The sequence below is a fragment of the Devosia sp. RR2S18 genome (assembly GCF_030177755.1).
Classification (GTDB): Bacteria; Pseudomonadota; Alphaproteobacteria; order Rhizobiales; family Devosiaceae; genus Devosia; species Devosia rhizosphaerae.
In genome coordinates, this window is sequence record NZ_CP126539.1 from 666,244 (window position 1) to 683,200 (window position 16,957).

16 protein-coding genes and 1 pseudogene are annotated in these 16,957 nt (G+C 60.6%); 13 read left to right on the plus strand and 4 right to left on the minus strand.

Annotated elements, in window-relative coordinates; genetic code table 11:
- Nucleotides 1-169: 169 nt before the first annotated feature.
- The 4 genes and pseudogenes from QOV41_RS03265 to QOV41_RS03280 all read left to right on the plus strand — a co-directional run.
- On the plus strand, nucleotides 170-1,255 hold the full coding sequence (locus tag QOV41_RS03265) for a DUF2357 domain-containing protein (protein WP_284579492.1): 1,086 nt from the start codon (nucleotides 170-172) through the stop codon (nucleotides 1,253-1,255).
- Between the two features lie 512 nt (nucleotides 1,256-1,767).
- Nucleotides 1,768-3,654, plus strand: a complete 1,887-nt coding sequence (locus QOV41_RS03270) for a hypothetical protein (RefSeq protein ID WP_284579494.1) — start codon at nucleotides 1,768-1,770, stop codon at nucleotides 3,652-3,654.
- Nucleotides 3,655-3,690: 36 nt separating this feature from the next.
- Nucleotides 3,691-4,089 (plus strand): DUF6508 domain-containing protein, encoded by a 399-nt coding sequence (locus QOV41_RS03275; protein WP_284579496.1) that lies wholly within the window; start codon nucleotides 3,691-3,693, stop codon nucleotides 4,087-4,089.
- Nucleotides 4,090-4,180: 91 nt separating this feature from the next.
- Nucleotides 4,181-5,018 (plus strand): annotated as a pseudogene (locus QOV41_RS03280) (IS630 family transposase); the annotation flags it as partial.
- Nucleotides 5,019-5,215: 197 nt separating this feature from the next.
- Here the strand turns inward: QOV41_RS03280 and tnpC are convergent.
- The 3 genes from tnpC to tnpA form a co-directional block, all read right to left on the minus strand.
- Nucleotides 5,216-6,760, minus strand: a complete 1,545-nt coding sequence (gene tnpC, locus QOV41_RS03285; RefSeq protein ID WP_284578503.1) for an IS66 family transposase — start codon at nucleotides 6,758-6,760, stop codon at nucleotides 5,216-5,218.
- A 69-nt stretch (nucleotides 6,761-6,829) separates the two neighbouring features.
- Nucleotides 6,830-7,183 carry an IS66 family insertion sequence element accessory protein TnpB gene (tnpB, locus tag QOV41_RS03290; RefSeq protein WP_284577182.1) on the minus strand — a complete coding sequence of 118 codons (354 nt, stop codon included), beginning with the start codon at nucleotides 7,181-7,183 and terminating at the stop codon, nucleotides 6,830-6,832.
- Nucleotides 7,180-7,572 (minus strand): IS66-like element accessory protein TnpA, encoded by a 393-nt coding sequence (tnpA, locus tag QOV41_RS03295; RefSeq protein WP_284577183.1) that lies wholly within the window; start codon nucleotides 7,570-7,572, stop codon nucleotides 7,180-7,182. Before tnpA ends, tnpB begins: the two co-directional genes overlap by 4 nt.
- Between tnpA and QOV41_RS03300 the strand changes: the two genes are divergently transcribed.
- Nucleotides 7,571-7,882, plus strand: coding sequence for a transposase (locus tag QOV41_RS03300; protein ID WP_284579498.1), 312 nt, complete (start codon nucleotides 7,571-7,573; stop codon nucleotides 7,880-7,882). The genes tnpA and QOV41_RS03300 overlap by 2 nt on opposite strands.
- A gap of 110 nt (nucleotides 7,883-7,992) precedes the next feature.
- Here QOV41_RS03300 and QOV41_RS03305 read toward each other — a convergent pair whose 3' ends face one another.
- Nucleotides 7,993-8,826, minus strand: a complete 834-nt coding sequence (locus tag QOV41_RS03305; protein WP_284579500.1) for an IclR family transcriptional regulator — start codon at nucleotides 8,824-8,826, stop codon at nucleotides 7,993-7,995.
- A 133-nt stretch (nucleotides 8,827-8,959) separates the two neighbouring features.
- Here QOV41_RS03305 and QOV41_RS03310 point away from each other — a divergent pair, with 133 nt between their 5' ends.
- The 8 genes from QOV41_RS03310 (at nucleotide 8,960) to QOV41_RS03345 (ending at nucleotide 16,945) form a co-directional block, all read left to right on the plus strand.
- Nucleotides 8,960-9,895: an N-carbamoyl-D-amino-acid hydrolase gene (locus QOV41_RS03310; RefSeq protein WP_284579502.1), complete on the plus strand. Its 936-nt coding sequence runs from the start codon at nucleotides 8,960-8,962 to the stop codon at nucleotides 9,893-9,895.
- Nucleotides 9,896-9,985: 90 nt separating this feature from the next.
- The gene (locus tag QOV41_RS03315) at nucleotides 9,986-11,185 is read left to right on the plus strand and encodes an ABC transporter substrate-binding protein (protein ID WP_284579503.1); all 1,200 of its coding nucleotides are present in this window, start codon (nucleotides 9,986-9,988) and stop codon (nucleotides 11,183-11,185) included.
- Nucleotides 11,186-11,273: 88 nt separating this feature from the next.
- Entirely contained in the window at nucleotides 11,274-12,134 is an 861-nt protein-coding gene (locus QOV41_RS03320; RefSeq protein WP_284579505.1) for a branched-chain amino acid ABC transporter permease, read from the plus strand.
- A gap of 46 nt (nucleotides 12,135-12,180) precedes the next feature.
- Entirely contained in the window at nucleotides 12,181-13,191 is a 1,011-nt protein-coding gene (locus QOV41_RS03325; RefSeq protein ID WP_284579506.1) for a branched-chain amino acid ABC transporter permease, read from the plus strand.
- Nucleotides 13,181-13,978: an ABC transporter ATP-binding protein gene (locus QOV41_RS03330; RefSeq protein ID WP_284579507.1), complete on the plus strand. Its 798-nt coding sequence runs from the start codon at nucleotides 13,181-13,183 to the stop codon at nucleotides 13,976-13,978. The genes QOV41_RS03325 and QOV41_RS03330 overlap by 11 nt, the downstream gene beginning before the upstream one ends.
- The gene (locus QOV41_RS03335) at nucleotides 13,975-14,694 is read left to right on the plus strand and encodes an ABC transporter ATP-binding protein (RefSeq protein ID WP_284579509.1); all 720 of its coding nucleotides are present in this window, start codon (nucleotides 13,975-13,977) and stop codon (nucleotides 14,692-14,694) included. Before QOV41_RS03330 ends, QOV41_RS03335 begins: the two co-directional genes overlap by 4 nt.
- 41 nt (nucleotides 14,695-14,735) lie before the next feature.
- On the plus strand, nucleotides 14,736-16,193 hold the full coding sequence (hydA, locus tag QOV41_RS03340) for a dihydropyrimidinase (RefSeq protein WP_284579510.1): 1,458 nt from the start codon (nucleotides 14,736-14,738) through the stop codon (nucleotides 16,191-16,193).
- Nucleotides 16,194-16,210: 17 nt separating this feature from the next.
- The gene (locus QOV41_RS03345; RefSeq protein WP_284579512.1) at nucleotides 16,211-16,945 is read left to right on the plus strand and encodes an aspartate/glutamate racemase family protein; all 735 of its coding nucleotides are present in this window, start codon (nucleotides 16,211-16,213) and stop codon (nucleotides 16,943-16,945) included.
- Nucleotides 16,946-16,957 lie beyond the last annotated feature (12 nt).

Below are 16,957 nucleotides of genomic sequence, written 5' to 3' on the forward strand. Positions count from 1 at the left end.
ATTAGAGCCCAAGACGCCGGCAGAAGTTGCCGCCCGTCATCTACTTCTAAGAGCCGAGTCGGTGTGGGACCGTCTCCGCGAGGTAGAGAATGCCATCGCGGACCCAGCCAATCTGTGGCAGGAGCTGCGACGGCGGTGGACAGAAGACACCGACGAAGCCGACCCGCGGATGGACGTTATCGTTCGTCAGGCGCTCGAACTTTCGCGCACATTGGACGAGCTCGATCGGTCTCCACGTCGTGTACTACGGCGTACGCATGAAATGCTCCCCCTCGCCAGAGTGCAGGAGATGGACCGCCGCGCCATGAATTGGCTGGTTCGCCAACCTGGGGAAACACTTGCGGAACGTGCAGGCGACGCTCAGCGCGTCCTGGCTGTGGTCCGGCGTGAAAACTTCGATACTCTCGAAAACCGAGTTGTAAGAGCCTATTCCGAACTTGCTGGTTTTGTGGCTCGTGACTACCTGGAACGCAACGCTCGAAAACGAGCAACTGGTCGGGCGCTCCGGGTAAAGGACTATGGCAAGCGCGTTAAGCGACTGTCGCGAGATTTCACCCAGCTAAATATCCGTTCAACCGAGCCCGGCGTAACCCCGAACTTCGTTCTTCAACAGAACCCGAGCTATCATGCCGTTTGGGAAGCATGGCAAGAGCTACTCGATCAAGATAAGCAGATTGATGACCTGTGGATATGGCAGGCCGCGTCTTGGGAAGAGTTCTGCGCCCTTGCGCTAAATGTAGCAATCGGGACGATCTCTGGGGCCAAACTAATTGCGTCTGCTCCTCTCATTTTCAGGGAGGAACAGCAGCAAGGGTCCTGGATTTCACACGACAACCCTCTGGGTGTATTCCATCTCCCAGACCATAAAGTCGTTGTTGAGGTGCAATTTCGTGTCGCCGAGCGCACAAGCGCACAGGCCGATCTCGGAACGCAGCTGTGGGTTCGCTTTGGACATACTGACGATCCTGCTGGCTTCCACAAATACCTGCCGGTGTGGTGCTTGTGGGACGCCGCGGGCGGCCTGCCAAGGGGGGAAGTGACAGAAGTCGCTACCCTAATCCAACGGTATCGGAGTGCCGGTGTGGTCGGCAGCCTAGTGATCCGTCCTGCTCCTCACGAGACCTTAGAAGTGGTCGAGGCAGAAGGCTCAGCCCTGGCGGTAAGCATGGCCTCTGAAGGACCAGGGTTGCGGGACGCGATCAATACCATCGCTCAGTTCATCATCAGCATGGTAGAGCGGGAGGTTAGCCGGTGAGGCGCTGGCTCGGCATCGACATCAACGGTTGGCGCGATACCTCGGCGAGAGACTGGGAGCCAGACACCTCGGGGGCTCTGCTCGCGGAGATTAAGGTGCTCCAGGGCGGCGTGGAAGGTGTAGCCGTAAAAGGGCAAAGCGGCGATTGGGTGGGTGGCCCACAGGCCTTGTTGTCGCCTCATGGCAGAGGAGCCGGTTGGGGTCGTGTAGGCGCTTCCGAACGCAGGCTTCTAGTGAGAGAACTCTGGAACGAACTTGTCGCGGGAGCCTCTGCAGGTGACTGGCCAGCTTGGTACGCAGCCGTTGAGGCTCTGTCGAAGAGCGCCCAATCCATTGTGGTCAACGTACCAGATTCACCCGAATTCGAAGAGGGCGCTCAATCTCGGGTCTTACAGTCACTCCGCGGGCGAAAGCGCGCTCGGCCAATATTGCTTTGGCGCTCTGTCGCGCTGTTCTTAGAGGCTTTTGCTCAAGGGCGAATACCTCGATCTGCCGAAAAAACGGCTACTACGGTGCTTGTCCACGCCGAGAGGGGCATAGAAGTTCAAAAGCTCACCCTCCGGCAGGTGGACGGCTATGCAGACCACTTCGCCCCGGAACGGGATGGCTATGGGGAAACGCTCTTCTCGGAGTTGGGACTGGACGCTCTACGGGGTCGACTTCTGGCCGAGACACTAGCTCTAAACGACGAACTCAGAGACTCTCGCGCCGAACAAACCCGTCTGCCAGCTCGACTGCTGTTTGGAGAGGCTTGCCCAGGCGACAGAGAAATCTTGAGAAGAAACAATGGTACCTGGATGGAGGTGCTTGCGCCTGCACTGCCAGCTGACTTGTTGCCCGAGCCGACCGAGGAAGTTCCACCACGCTGGGTAAGCGAGAGGACCCTGTTAGCCACCCCCCTTGAGCCACAACTAGCAACTACCCTTGCTAGGAAACTTGAGCCTCATTTCCCCGGCCTTGAGCTTGTCTCTTGGGAGTTCTTGTCGCGTGGGGCGCTTCGCGCTGGGCGTTTGATTGAAAGAGGCCTTCCACACTATCTTGATCATCTCACACCGATAAGCTTGGCAGTTCTGGAGCATGCGGGGCCAACCTTCCGCAGCCTGATGCCGGCAACTGCGACTGTTCCAGCGAACCGAGAGTACGTCTCCGACCCAATAACGGGGCATCGTTGGGGCCGCGGCAAAGACCGGATCGATTTCTTTGTCCTGAAAGGAGCTTCCGAGGTACGCCATTGGACCGTTTCGGTCTCCGAGCCGCCCGAGCACGACGTTGGTGTAGAGCTCACTCTCAAGCAGACACCTGGACAGAGTTGGGCCAAGCTATCTCTGCTTTCAAAGGACTGGCCCGAACTTCAGCCGATCGAGCTGGAGTGGGATCGCTTAGATCCGGACCAGCGCACTCCTGAAGAGGTTCTCGAGGCACTCGAGCGGCCGGCCCCTATCATCCCCAACAGGATTGTGGAGGACGCGCATGCAGCAGCTTGGGAAGATGATGCGCGATCGCCCGGACTGGCTTCGGTGCTGGCTACTGCGTCTAAGGATAAGTCAATCCAGCTTAAGCCGCTCGCGGATGCGATTAGGCGAAGCAAGTGGTTGCCGCAATACGGCCGCAGCTTCAGAACTATCAGCACTGATGGCCATGTGCCTGAAGGCGTTCCAGAAGAAGCAACAGGAAAGTTGGATGCTGCGTTGGCAACCGTGGGGGACGCCGTCTTGGCGGTTGCGGAAGGACGTCGGTCACCGTTCAAAAACAACACTGCTCTTCTATTCACCACTTGGGCTTTCGGCCGCTGTCCCATAGCTGTGCAAGAGCAGTTGGTCGCAGCACTGGAGCAGGAGCAGTGTGGGGCCTTCAATCCACTATTGTCCGCCCCTAGATCCAAAACCGTGATCATAGCTGGGGCGGGGCGTGCAGTAGAGGATGTCGACTTAATTGCGCGCCTGATATCCACCTTGGCGCAGCGGCAGATGAGCAGCACAGTGCTGGGGGCACTGTCTTCTGTTCTGTCGAGGCGAGCTAGAGCGCCTTATGCGCTTTCCTCCGAGCTTGTCGATGACATAGCAGAGAAGCTCGTGGGAGTACTGCAGGAGCTCAAAACTCAGCAGAGCTTTCATATAAAGTTCAAGAACACGCTTCTGAGTTTTTCGGGGCTATTGAGGTACCGTGAAGTCGAGCCCTGGGCGCTGGTTCGCGACCGCTCAGTGCTAGCTGACCAAGCGGCGCAAACGCTTGAGCAGATCAGGGCGACTTTGGAACATCGGCAAAGTCGAATACCCCAGGGGGCAAAGAAGCTGGGAATTGTCTCTGAGTTGATCGAGCTTCTCTCCGGACAAGGGGGGGACCCCAACATCCTTAGACACATCGATGAACTGAGTGAGGACGGTCCTGAGGAATTCTAGCCATGCAACGCATTGGCGCTATTTGGGAGATGTGAAATGCCGAATACCAGCCTTCGGATCCAACGGCTCGCGGAGTTCAGAACGCGCTTACAAGACCGAGACGATTTCGGGGAATTGAATTCAACCCCCGGCAGCCCCGCATATGTGAGCTTAGGCGATACGGGGCGTGACTTTATTGAAATGGCTTACGAGGCGGGATGGGTTGAGCAAGACTTCCATTGGATGGAGTGGAACGGAACTGCCGAAGCCGCGCGGTTAAACCGCCTGGAAGGGGTGAGAACAGCGACAGAGACGGAGATGGCCAGAGTGCTGACGGCGTTAATTAGGGGTGATCGCTTCAATGAAGGGCTGCTGCTAGGCGCCTTTCAAACTGGTTTGCTGACCGCCCTTTCAGAACGGGCCGCAGTGTTGGACGCCGAGCAGTGTTCAAAGTAGGTCTAATACCGAATCTCGATAACCGTGACTCGGCGGGGATTCCCAAATCGGTTGGTTTCTGAATCATAAGTGCGAACGAGGGAGGTTCGCCATGCCGGTTCCGTTACGAGATGATTTCGAGGCGTCGCAGTTGAGGGTGTTTGCCCGCAAGACAAAGGACGCGCCGCAGGCGCGGCGGCTTCTTGCGCTGGCGGCAATCTATGACGGTGCATCGCGCACCGATGCGGCTCGCATCGGCGGGGTGACGCTGCAGATCGTGCGGGACTGGGTGGTCAAGTTCAACGCCCAGGGGCCGGACGGGCTTATCGACCGCAAGGCGCCCGGACAGCCCTCCAGGCTAAACGACATGCATCGGGTGGCGATCGCAAGAATGATCGAGAGTGGTCCGATCCCGGCGGTTCATGGCGTCGTGCGTTGGCGGCTGGTTGACCTCGCACAATGGATCTTTGAAGAGTTCCGCATCAGTGTGGCCAAGCAGACCCTGAGCCGGGAACTGCGAGCAATGGGCTATCGCAAGCTTTCTGCTCGCCCGCGACACCACTCCCAGGCCGAAGGCGCAATCGAAACGTTCAAAAAAAGTTCGGCGCCCGCCTGGACGAGATCGCGCTCGAAAAGCGCATCAACTCCGCCGACATAGAGATCTGGTTCGCCGACGAGGCGCGGATCGGCCAAAAGAACAAGATCACACGACGCTGGGCAAAGCGCGGCACACGGCCCTGCGCACCAAACGATCAGCGCACGGTCTCGACCTACATTTTTGGAGCCATCTGTCCCCGGCAGGGCAAGGGTGCTGGCCTCGTCCTGCCCTTCTGCAACACCGCGGCCATGAACCTGCACCTGCCGAGATCGCCACGGCAGTCGCGCCACAGGCTCACGCCGTGCTTCTCCTGGATCAGGCCGGCTGGCACCTGTCCAGGGACCTGGTAATCCGTAAGCGGTGTTCTGCGGCCACTTGGGCTCAGGGTCGAGGGAACTGAACGACGTTGTTGCCGCGCATGAAGGCGATGGCTCCTTCGCTGTTTAGAGCGGCTAAGGCAGCATCGCGCGCCTCGCTGTCGGTCTCGAACTGATTGGGAGGGCGCCTCGTTGCTGGTGGTTTCCGATTATGCCGCCAGAGCCAAGAGCGTCAATCGCCCAGCTTTGCAGCATAGTTCCACGGCAGCAGATCGTTGATGCGGCTCTGCTTGTAGTCGGCGATGATGGCGTGGAGTGTTGCGGCCAGCCAGGCATAGGGATCGACAGCGTTGAGCTTGCAGGTTTCGATCAACGAGGCGATGACAGCCCAGTTTTCAGCACCGGCATCATGGCCGGCGAAGAGCGCGTTCTTCCGGTTCAGCGCGATCGGGCGGATGGTCCGCTCAACGGTATTGTTGTCGAGCTCGATGCGGCCATCGGTGAGGAACAGCACTAACCCCGACCAGTATTTGGCGATGTAGCTCAAGGCCTCCCCAAGCGGCGCTTTCGCGGAGACGCGGGCGCGATGAAGGTCGAGCCAAGCCTTTGTCCGGGCGACGGCTGGTCCGGATCGTTCCTGGCGAGCAGCGAGACGCTGTTCGGGGCCCAGGCCTCGGATCTCGGCTTCGATGGTATAGAGCTCGCCGATGAGCCGCACACCCTCTTCCGCAATCGGGGCGGTGCCGGCGCGCGTGATCTCGATCAGCTTGCGACGGGCATGGGCCCAGCAATAGGCGAGTTGGATACCCGCGCCGACGCGGCCGGGCGCGATCAGTCGGTTGTAGCCGGCATAGCCATCCACCTGCAGGATGCCGCCAAAGCCCTGCAATATCTGTTCGGCATGAAGACCACCTCGGCCCGGGGCATAGGTGAAGGCAACACCGGGTGGTGCGGTGCCATTCCAGGGACGATCATCGCGGGCCAGGGCCCAGAAGTATCCGGTCTTGGTTTTGCGGGCACCGGGATCGAGCACTGGCGCGCGAGTTTCATCCATGAACAGCTTGGATGAGCGCTTCAGATCCGCCATTAGGGCAGCATAGACCGGACGCAACTCGAAGGCGGCCCGACCAACCCAGTCGGCCAGCGTTGAGCGGTCCAGATCAACACCCTGACGACTGAAGATCTGCGCCTGGCGATAGAGCGGGAGGTGGTCCGCATACTTGCTGACCAGGACATGGGCGACCGTGGCCTCGGTCGGCAGCCCGCCAGGGATCAGCCGAGCGGGCGCCGGCGCCTGCACCACGCCGTCGGTGCAGGACCGGCAGGCATATTTGGGGCGACGGGTCACGATCACGCGGAACTGGGCCGGGATCACGTCGAGCCGCTCGGAGACGTCCTCGCCGATGCAGTGCAGCCCGCCGCCACAGCCACAGACCAGGCTTTCGGGTTCGATGATCTCTTCGATCCGCGGCAGGTGTTTGGGGAGTGAACCACGATTGGTACTGCGCGGCTTGGCCGGACGTCGGGCCAGCCGGTCCTCGGCGTCCTCCGCGGCCTGGACAACCGCGATTGCCATTTCCAGATCCTCCAGCGCCAGCTCGAACTGGTCCGGGTCGCTCTTTTCCGATCGACGCCCGAAGGCCGCCTGCTTGAACGCGGCAACCAGCTTTTCCAGTTGAGCGATCCGCTCGTCCTTGCGCTGATCACGCACCTCCGCTGCGATCAGCATCGCCTTGAGGGCAGCAATGTCATCGGGAAGTTCGGCGGCATCGAGCATGGCCAGAATCTACCAGATCAGGCGCCGCCGATCCCGCAAAAAGACCAGCCCTGAGTCATCCTGCCGCAGTTATTCGACCGCTTCTGGTGCCCGCGCTTCTACCGCCCGAACCCGCCGCCAGTCGAGCCCAGAGAACAGCGCCTCGAACTGCGCGTGGCTCAACGTCATCAGGCCGTCCTTCACCGCAGGCCAGCTGAAGTTGTGCTCTTCGAGGCGCTTGTAGGCCATGACGAGACCCGTGCCATCCCAGTAGAGCAACTTCAGCCGATCGCTTTTGCGAGCACGGAACACGAAGACCGTGCCGGTGAACGGGTCCTCGTGCAACACGTTCTTGACCAGCGCAGCCAGGCTGTCGTGACCTTTGCGGAAGTCGATCGGCTTGGTGGCTACCATGATCCGCACCCGGTTCGAGGGGAAGATCATGTGATCGCCGTCAGTGCACGAACGACCGAAGCAATCCGGCGCGCGGAGGCACCTGGCTCCAGCCGGATGACCACCGATCCCAGCACGATCTCCGGCCCGACCGCCGCCACTGGTTCCGCCGCCGTTACATCCTCAACGACTGGAGCGACCATCAACGTCGCGAACTCCATCTGGTCCTTTGGCGCCGGTAGCACCAGCTTCCCGTTTCTAGCCATCGTCCGCCACGAGGAGACATGGTTGGCCTTCAGACCATGCCGCAGCGCGACCTCGCCCACCGTGGTCCCAGGTCGAAGTGTCTCGGCGACAATCCGAGCCTTCTCATCATCGGGCCATTGCCGGTTGCGGCGGCGCCTACCGCCACTTGTGAGAAACTCCAATGGAGCGTCCATGGAGAACCTCCCGCACCAACTTCAATCCGTGCGGAATCTCATGGCTGACAAAAGAACGGAAGGTGGGGCGGGAACACCGCTTACGGTAATCCCGCCCAACATCACCATCCTCCCGCTGCCGCCGAAATGCCCCGAGCTCAATCCGGTCGAGAACGTCTGGCAGTTCATTCGCGACAACTGGCTCTCCAATCGAGTCTTCAACTCCTACGAGGACATCCTCGACCATTGCTGCGATGCCTGGAACAAGCTCACCGATCAACCCTGGAAAATCATGTCCATCGGAATGCGTGATTGGGCGCACAGGTTCTAATCAGTGGGACTTGGTATGAGCGCCAGGGAGAAGACTCCCGCACTCAAAGATTGGCAAGCTGCGCGATTTCCGGTGGGCCCGAGCGATCGTGAAAAACCGAGCCACGCCGGTCATCGATATTTCTGAAGAAGCAGCCCGAGGACGCCTTCGGCGCCGACGGGCGTCAGAGAGAGCTGCTCGGTCAATGTTTTCGCCGCCTGCCTAGTCAAGGCGGCAAATTCCTCGAACCTTCCTTCGAAATCGAGGAGTGGGATGACGAGGCTGATGGTGGCGATGCAGCGGTTGTTGCCGTCCAGCACTGGCGAGGCAAGACAGGCCAGGTGCGGATCAACCTGACCGCGCAACGCCAGCGCATCCATGCCCCGGGCCGCGTCAATTGACGCGAGAAATTCCTGGGGTGTCATCCTGCTGCCGTCGCGCAGAACATAGTCTTGTTCCGGGACGTTCCTTAGGATCTCCTCCTCGGGCAAGTCGCGCAACAGGAAGCGGCTGGATGCGGTGCGCGGCAAGGGATGCCGAGAGCCTTCAGCCGAAAGCAGGTAGGTCGGATTGGGGCCGACCGCCGCGATAAGGACGATCTGCCGCCAGTTGTCGACTGACACAAACTCGGCAAGCTGATTGGAATCACGGGCTAGGGTTTCGGTGGCATCGCGAGCGAATCGGCCGAAATCCATCCGCTTTACAGCAGCTCGCCCGATCAGCGCAGCCTGTCGCCCGAGCTGGAAATGGCGACTGTCGAAGCGATCAATATAGCCCCGACCCGTCAGCTGCTCAACCAACAGGTAGGTCGTGGACTTAGGCGAGCGGACCGCTGCCGCGATCTCGGGAATTGTGCACGGCCCATCGTACCGAGCCATGAAGTCAAGAATATCAAGGACGCGATCCGTGCCTTTGCCCCGCACCGCCGGGCCTTGTTTACCAGGCGTAGTCTTGTTCGTTTCCAACACCAACCCTCTGTATGTGTGCTTTCAGCCGCAGTTTGTCGTGATGCGCATTAGCAGCTTGACACCCTATAACTTGGATGCCACGTTCATTACAACAGACAGTGTCCAGTATATTGGATTTTGGAGGGGTGTTTTGTCACGGATTGTTACGGTCGCTGCCGCGCAGCTTGGTCCTATCGCCAGAGACGAGAGTAGGCCGCAGGTTGTAGAAAGATTGATCAATCTGCTGCGGCAAGCCAAGACACATGGTTGCGAGTTGGTAGTGTTTCCGGAATTGGCGCTTACGACCTTCTTCCCCCGCTGGTTCATGCAAGACCAGGCCGAGATCGACAGCTTCTTCGAGCGGGACATGCCGAGCGCGGAGACGCAGCCGCTGTTTGATGCAGCACGCGAGATGCGTATAGGATTTTACCTCGGCTATGCCGAGCTTGCAGAACAGGACGGCCGCATCCGGCATTTCAACACTGCCATCCTGGTGGACAAAGCTGGGCAAGTAGTCAGCAAGTATCGAAAAATCCATCTTCCCGGTCATGCCGAACACGAGCCACAGCGCCCGTTCCAGCACTTGGAAAAGCGTTATTTCGAAACGGGCGACCTTGGCTGGCCGGTGGTGCGCGCCTTTGGCGGCCTCATGGGCATGTGCATCTGCAATGACCGGCGTTGGCCGGAAACCCATCGCGTCATGGGCTTGCAGGGCGTCGAGATGATCATGGTGGGCTACAATACTCCGGTTCACAACCCACCCGCGCCCGACCACGACCGTCTCAGCGACTTCCACAATCACCTGGTCCTGCAGGCTGCTGCTTATCAGAACGGCACCTGGGTGATCGGGGTCGCCAAGGCGGGCAAGGAAGAGGGATGTGACCTGATCGGCGGCAGCGTCATTGTCGCGCCCTCGGGCGAAATCGTCGCTCGCTGCTCGACGCTAGGCGACGAATTGGCCGTCGCCCGATGCGACCTCGACATGGGTGTGTCGTACAAGAACACGATCTTCAACTTTGCGGCGCATCGCGAACCCCAGCACTACGGGATGATCGTCGAGCGCAAGGGGGCAGTGATCGAAAGCTAAGCCGGGGCGCATGCTCCGTCTTCGAGCAGTGGGAAGCTCGGATGAACGCTTGTGGCGTGGGGCCGCAAAATCAAGGGAAGGAAAATGAAAATGCCAAAGAAGAATACCGTGCCTCTGGCCATGGCCTTGGCGGCGATGGCGTCGTTGGTAGCCATGGGCACTGTCAATGCGCAGGAGAAAGTGATCAAGATCGGCCAGCTCGGCGTGATGAGCGGCCCAGCCGCCTCATGGGGGCTGGTGAACCGCTATTCCGCCGAAGCGCACGCTGCCATGATCAACGAGGCGGGCGGCTGGGAAGTGGATGGCGAGAAGTATCGCATCGAGATCGTTAGCGTCGATGACCGGAACGATCCGCGCACCGCAATCGCCGGTGCCGAGCGCCTGATCTACCAAGAAGGCATCAAGTATATCATCGGTACCAACGTCGACGACACCACCCAAGCCATCCTGCCGACGCTGGCGGCTGGCGGTGCCTTCGCCGTCTCCTATGGTCATACCCGTTCGCTATTCGAGACGCCGAACGACAATACTGGCCTTGGCAATATCGCCGGCTACCAGATGTCGCCGATCATCTACAAGTTCCTCGTCGAAGACCGCGGCATCACCTCGGTAAGCTTCATTGCGCGCAACGATCTCAACGGACTCGGCAACCGCGATGCTGGCGTAGAAGCGGCAAAGGCGCTTGATCTCGAAATCCTGTCATCGGACGCCACCTACGAAACCGGCACGACTGACTTCTTCCCGGTACTGTCCCCGCTGGTGCGGGCCAATCCGGACATGCTCGTGCTGTCGGGCGTGGCGCCTTCCGATGCGGGTCTCCTGATCCGTGCCGCGCGTGAGCTGGGTTACACCGGCATCATCAGCACCGAAACGGCGCACGACGCCGCAGTTCTCAGGGAAATCGCCGGCGAAGCCGCCAATGGCTTCATTTCGCAGGGCGGTGCCAGCACTCCGGAAATCCGTACGCCTTACGTCGAAGAGTTCATGGAGAACTATGAAAGCGTGGCTGGTGAGTGGAACGACGAAGCCGGTACTAAGATCTACGCGCTCGAGATGATCCTCCAGACCATCAGCGCCGCTGGCACCGCGGCGATCACCGATGTTGAGGCCTTCAAGGCAGTGATCCCGGATGTCAGCCTAGAGAATCCGTTCGTTATTGGCGGTGAGCCGCGCCTGCGTTGGGTCGGTGCCGATTGGTTCGGCCATCCGCGCCAGGTCAGCGTGCCCGTTGTTGTCAATGAGTTCCAGGACGGCGCCTTCAAGACCCTGGTGGTTACCAGCGTCGAATAATGTTGTCCCGGAGGTTGACGCAAGTCCGCCTCCGGGCTCCCAAACGACCGGACCGCCTGAGCGGTTATTTTTTCTCGTCGGAGCTTAGATGGAACAAGCGCTGGTAAACGGCCTCGTTCTGGGCATGAACTATGGTCTGATAGCCTTGGGCTTGACGATGATATTCTCGCTCATGAACGTGCTCAATTTCGCGCACGGACAGATGTATGTCCTGGGTGGCTTCGTCACCTACTTCGCGCTCAACACCCTGGGTGTTCCCTATATAGTTGCCGTTCTTCTGGCAGTGCTTGCACTGGCGGCGGTTGGCCTGCTGTTCGAATATGCCCTCTTCCGGCCGGTGCGCAAGCGCAGCAACCGGGAGGAAAGCACCATGCTGCTAGCGGCGGGCACGGCCCTTCTGCTCGAGAGCCTCATCCTTCTTTTCTTTGGTGAGAAGCAGCGTGGCGTTCCCCCCGTGGCTTCGGGTGTGTTCGAGATCGGAGGCGCATTCATTCCGGCTAGCCGCGTGCTGGTCTTCTTCGTCGCGCTCGCTGCAATCATCCTGTTCATGATGTTCATGCGCTATACCCGGCCGGGACGGGCGTTGCGCGCCATTGCCCAGGATCGCGAGGTCACAGCCCTGCAGGGCGTGAACATCCAGGCCTATTCGGCGCTTGGCTTCATGATAGGTGCAGGCCTTGCCGGCCTTGCAGGCGCGCTGCTGATCACTGTTCTTTCCGTCAATTCGGGCATGGGTACTTCCATCTCCATCAAGGCCTTCATCATGGTCATGCTGGGTGGGGCGGGCGTGATCCCGGGCGCCATCATTGGGGCCTTCGTCCTCGGCTTTGCGGAAGCGTTCGGCTACGCCTTCATCCCCAGTTCCATGACATATCTGCTGATCTTTGTGGGCCTGATCATCTTCCTGATCATTCGGCCGCAGGGCGTGATGGGCAAGCCATGGGGTTGATCATGACGCGTCGGTTTTCACTATGGTTCGGCAAGGAAGCATCGGCATGACCCCGACACGGCGCAAAGCTCTTTCATTTGCCACCTTCGCCCTCGCCTATCTTGTCATCGTACCACTGGTGCTGTCAGGCTCGCCCTACATGCTGGGCGTGCTCTCGATGTCGGCCGCGCTCAGCGTCATCGCCATGGGTGTCTGGGTAACCTTCACCATCGGCCGCATTAATCTTGGTCAGGCCGCCTTCGCCCTGGTCGGTGGCTTCACCGCCGCCATCCTGACCACGCGCTTCGAGCTGTCCTTCTGGATCGCGCTGCCGGCCGCCGGTCTGGTTTCAGCCCTGGTGGGGGTCGTGCTGGGCCTCGGCATCCTGCGGCTGCGTGGAGTCTATTTCGCGATGATCACGCTCAGTCTTTCAGAAACAATGCGACTGGCGTTGCTCAATGGTGGCGATTTCACTGGCGGCGCCACCGGCATCACGTCGATCCCGGTCCCGGGTGAACTCAGCCTCTTCGGCCTCGTCATCATTCCCGATTTTGCCGGTAGCCATTCGCACCTGGCCTTCTACTTCCTCTCGGCCTTCCTGCTCCTGGCCAGCGTCGTACTGGTCTGGCGGTTGATGGACAGCCGACTTGGCCGCGTCTTCGCCTCGCTCCAGCAGGGGCAGGAGCTGTCGCAGAGTCTTGGGATCAACATCACCAAGTACCGGCTGATTGCCTTTGGCGTGAGCTGCTTTCTGGCCGGTATTGGCGGCGCGTTCTTCGCCGCAACCCAGCAGAGCATCTATCCGGGCAGTTTCGTGGCGTCGGATTCGATTTCGTTCACGCTCTACTGCTTTCTGGGTGGGCTTGCCTACGTCGGCGGCCCGGTGGTGGGGGCGTTCCTCCTCACGCTCAGCTTCCAGTTCCTGCATGACCTGCAGCAGTATCAACAGCTGGCATATGCGCTCATCATGATCGGCATAATGATGTGGCTTCCCAATGGCCTGCTCAGCCTGCGGTGGCCCTCATGGGGCCGCAAGACGACCAGTCCAGCCAGTGGGGAGACCGGCAATGTCCAATAGTGCTGCCGCTTCGCCGATCCTAGAAGTGTCAGGCCTGACCAAGCGTTTTGGCGGTCTGATTGCGGTTAACGACGTGAGCTTCAGCGTCGAAGCTGGCCAGATATTCACGGTGATTGGACCCAATGGCGCGGGCAAGAGCACGCTGTTCAAGCTGATTGCGGGCTTCACCCGCCCCACCGCTGGCACGGTCCGCTTCGGGGGGCGAAACCTGGTGGGCATGCAGCCCCATGCGGTAGCCCGCCTGGGCGTCGTGCGCACCTTCCAGGAGACGACGATCTTTCGGGAGATGACGACGCGCGAAACGATTGAAACCGCCTTTCACCTGCAGTGCAAGGCCAGCAGCTTTGGCGCGTACTTCAATTCGCGCCAGGCCCGGGCCGACGAGGCGGAAGCCAGGCGCTGCACAGATGACATTCTCTCGCTGTTGAGGCTTGAGCATGTCCAGCAGGAGCAGGCCAAGAACCTGCCGCACGGCTATCTGCGGGCCCTTGGCATCGCCATGGCCATGGCGGCGCGGCCTCGCATCCTGCTGCTCGATGAGCCCTTCGCCGGCATGAATCCGGAGGAGACCGACGCTGCCGTGGACATGGTGCGCCGTATCCGCGACCAGGGGATCACGGTCATGCTGGTCGAGCACGACATGCGCGCGGTGATGCGCATCAGCGACCGCATCGCGGTGATCAGCTTCGGGCGAAAGATCGCCGAAGGCACGCCGCAAGATATCCAGAACAACCCAGTGGTCATTGATGCCTATCTGGGACAGGAGGACGAGGAGTTGGGCATATGACCACTTTGCTTACCCTCAGCTCGATCGATGCCCGCTACGACAAGGTACGGGCACTCAACGATGTATCGATCCATCTCAACGAAGGCGAAGTCGTCGCCCTGATCGGGGCCAATGGCGCGGGAAAATCGACAACCCTGCGTGCCATTACCGGCCTTGTCCGCCCTCAGGCGGGGCAGATCAGCTGGAAAGGGGAGCGGATCGACTCGCTCCGCCCCCACCAGATCGTAGAGCGGGGTATTTCCATGGTGCCCGAGGGGCGGCATGTGTACCCGTTCATGAGCATTCGCGACAACCTCCTGATGGGTGCATTCCTGCGCCGGGATAAGGCAGGGATTGCCGCTGATCTGGAACGTCTCTTCTTACGCTTCCCTCGTCTGAAAGAGCGCTACCGGCAGCAGGCCGGGACTCTGTCAGGCGGCGAACAGCAGATGGTGGCCATTGGCCGTGCCCTCATGGCCCGCCCCCGCCTGCTGCTGCTCGACGAGCCCTCCCTGGGACTTGCACCACAGGTGATCCGCGAGATTGCCCGCGTCATCAAGTCGGTAAACCAGGAGGATAAGGTCAGCATCCTCCTCGTGGAGCAGAATTCGCGCATGGCGCTCAAGGTCTCGCATCGTGCCTATGCCCTGGCCACGGGTAGGGTTGCACTTCAGGGCGACTCGGCGGACCTCCTGGGTAACGAGGAAATCCGAAAGCTCTATCTCGGGGTCGCTTGACCCCAAGATCATGACAACCTGTGAATATGCTGGAGAAGCAAATGAGTGACTTCGACGTCGTGATCCGCGGCGGCACCGTGGCAACCGCCAGCGACGTTTTTGTCGCCGATGTGGGGATTGCCGGGGGCAAGGTGGTGGCTCTCGGGACGGGTCTGGCCGCGGGCCGACGGGAAATCAATGCGACAGGCCGCCTGGTCCTGCCTGGTGGCGTGGACAGCCACTGCCATATCGAAGAGCCGGCTGTCGGCGCGGTCCATAATGCCGACAGCTTCGCCTCGGGCACGGCTTCGGCTGCAGCGGGCGGCACTACCACTGTCATTTCGTTCTCGCAGCAGGTGAAGGGCGAGGGCATCAGCCAGCAACTCGCCGACTACCATGAGAAGGCGCGTCAGGCGCTGATTGACTATTCATTCCACATCGTCATTTCCGATCCTTCGGCCGACGTGATGGCAGCCCTGCCGGGGCTGATCGATCAGGGTCACCGGTCGATCAAGATCTTCCTGACCTACGACAACGTGGTTCTGGACGACGAGCAGACCTTGAACGTCCTGGCACTTGCCCGGCAGAAGGGTGCGCTGGTCACGGTTCATGCAGAGAACCACTCGGCCATCAAGTTCATGACCAAGGCGCTGGAAAAGGCCGGGCTCACCCTGCCCAAGCACCACGCCTGGGCCAAGCCGATGGTGGTGGAGCGCGAAGCTTGCCACCGCATCATTGCCCTGGCGGAACTGCTCGACGTGCCGATCCAGATATTCCATGTCTCGGGTGCCGAGGCAGCTGAGGAAATCCGCCGCGCCCAGAACCGAGGCCTCAAGATTTACGGCGAAACCTGCCCGCAGTATCTGATGCTGACCGCGGACGATCTCAATCGTGCCGATTTCGAGGGCGCGAAGTTCCTGTGCAGCCCCGCGCCGCGCACCCGCGCGGACCAGGAAGCACTCTGGGACTATATCCGCACCGGCGTTCTGGGTGTCGTCTCGTCCGACCATGCTCCCAATCGTTTCGACGACGTTCACGGCAAGAAGGTGCGTGGCACCGATGCGCCGTTCAGCGCCATTCCCAACGGTGTTCCCGGACTTGCCACGCGTTTGCCGATCCTCTTTTCCGAAGGGGTCGGCAAGGGCCGCATCGATCTGCAGACCTTCGTTGCTATCACGGCGACCAATCCGGCCAAGCTGTTCGGCATCCATCCGCAGAAGGGCACGATCGCAATCGGCGCCGACGCCGATATCGCCATCTGGGATCCCAACAAGAAGGTCACAATCCGCAACGAGCTGCTGCATCATCAGGTCGACTACACCGTCTATGAGGGTGTCGAGGTGACCGGCTGGCCCGAGATCACGCTGTCGCGGGGCGATGTGGTGGTCGAGAACGGCAAGGTGCTTGGCAAGCCGGGCAACGGCAAGTTCCTCGCGCGTGGTCCCTACGACGCCATCAAGCCTCTTGGACGCCATGTAACGCCATTCGACCCGGTCTCCGGAACCCTGGTCGCCAACTGAAATCCCTGGAGACAGACATGAAGATCAAGGTTATCAACCCCAATACGACCCAGTCGATGACCGACAAGATCGGCGGGGCCGCGCGCGAGGCGGCGGCTGCCGGGACGCAGATCCTGGCCGCGAGCCCGCGTATGGGCCCGGTCTCGATCGAAGGCCATTATGACGAGGCAATCAGCGCCATCGGCGTCATCGACGAGGTGCTGAAAGGCGAGCAGGAGGGGGTCGATGGCTATCTCATCGCCTGCTTCGACGATCCGGGCCTCGGCGCCGCCCGCGAAATGGCCCGTGGGCCGGTGGTAGGCATTGCCGAGGCGGCCATGCACACCGCCAGCTACATCAGTGGCGGTTTCTCGGTGGTGGCGACACTGCATCGCAGCCGCATCATCCTCGAGCACCTCGTGCGCGCCTATGGCATGGACCACAAGTGCCGCAAGGTCCGGACCACCGAACTTGCCGTGCTGGACCTTGAGGTCGAAGGCTCGGATGCACAGTCGATCATCATCGAGGAATGCCGTCGCGCCATTGCCGAAGACGGATCGGACTGCATCGTGTTGGGTTGCGCCGGTATGGCCGACCTTGCGGCGACGATCTCGCGGGAATGCGGCGTTCCGGTGGTGGACGGGGTCACCAGCGGCGTCAAGGTGCTCGAAGGGCTGATCGGGTTGGGTCTCAGCACCAGCCGGGCAGGCGGCTATGCTCGTCCGCTCAACAAGACCTACATCGGCAGCATGGCGCAGTACGAGCCCAAGTAGGCCGTGCAACGA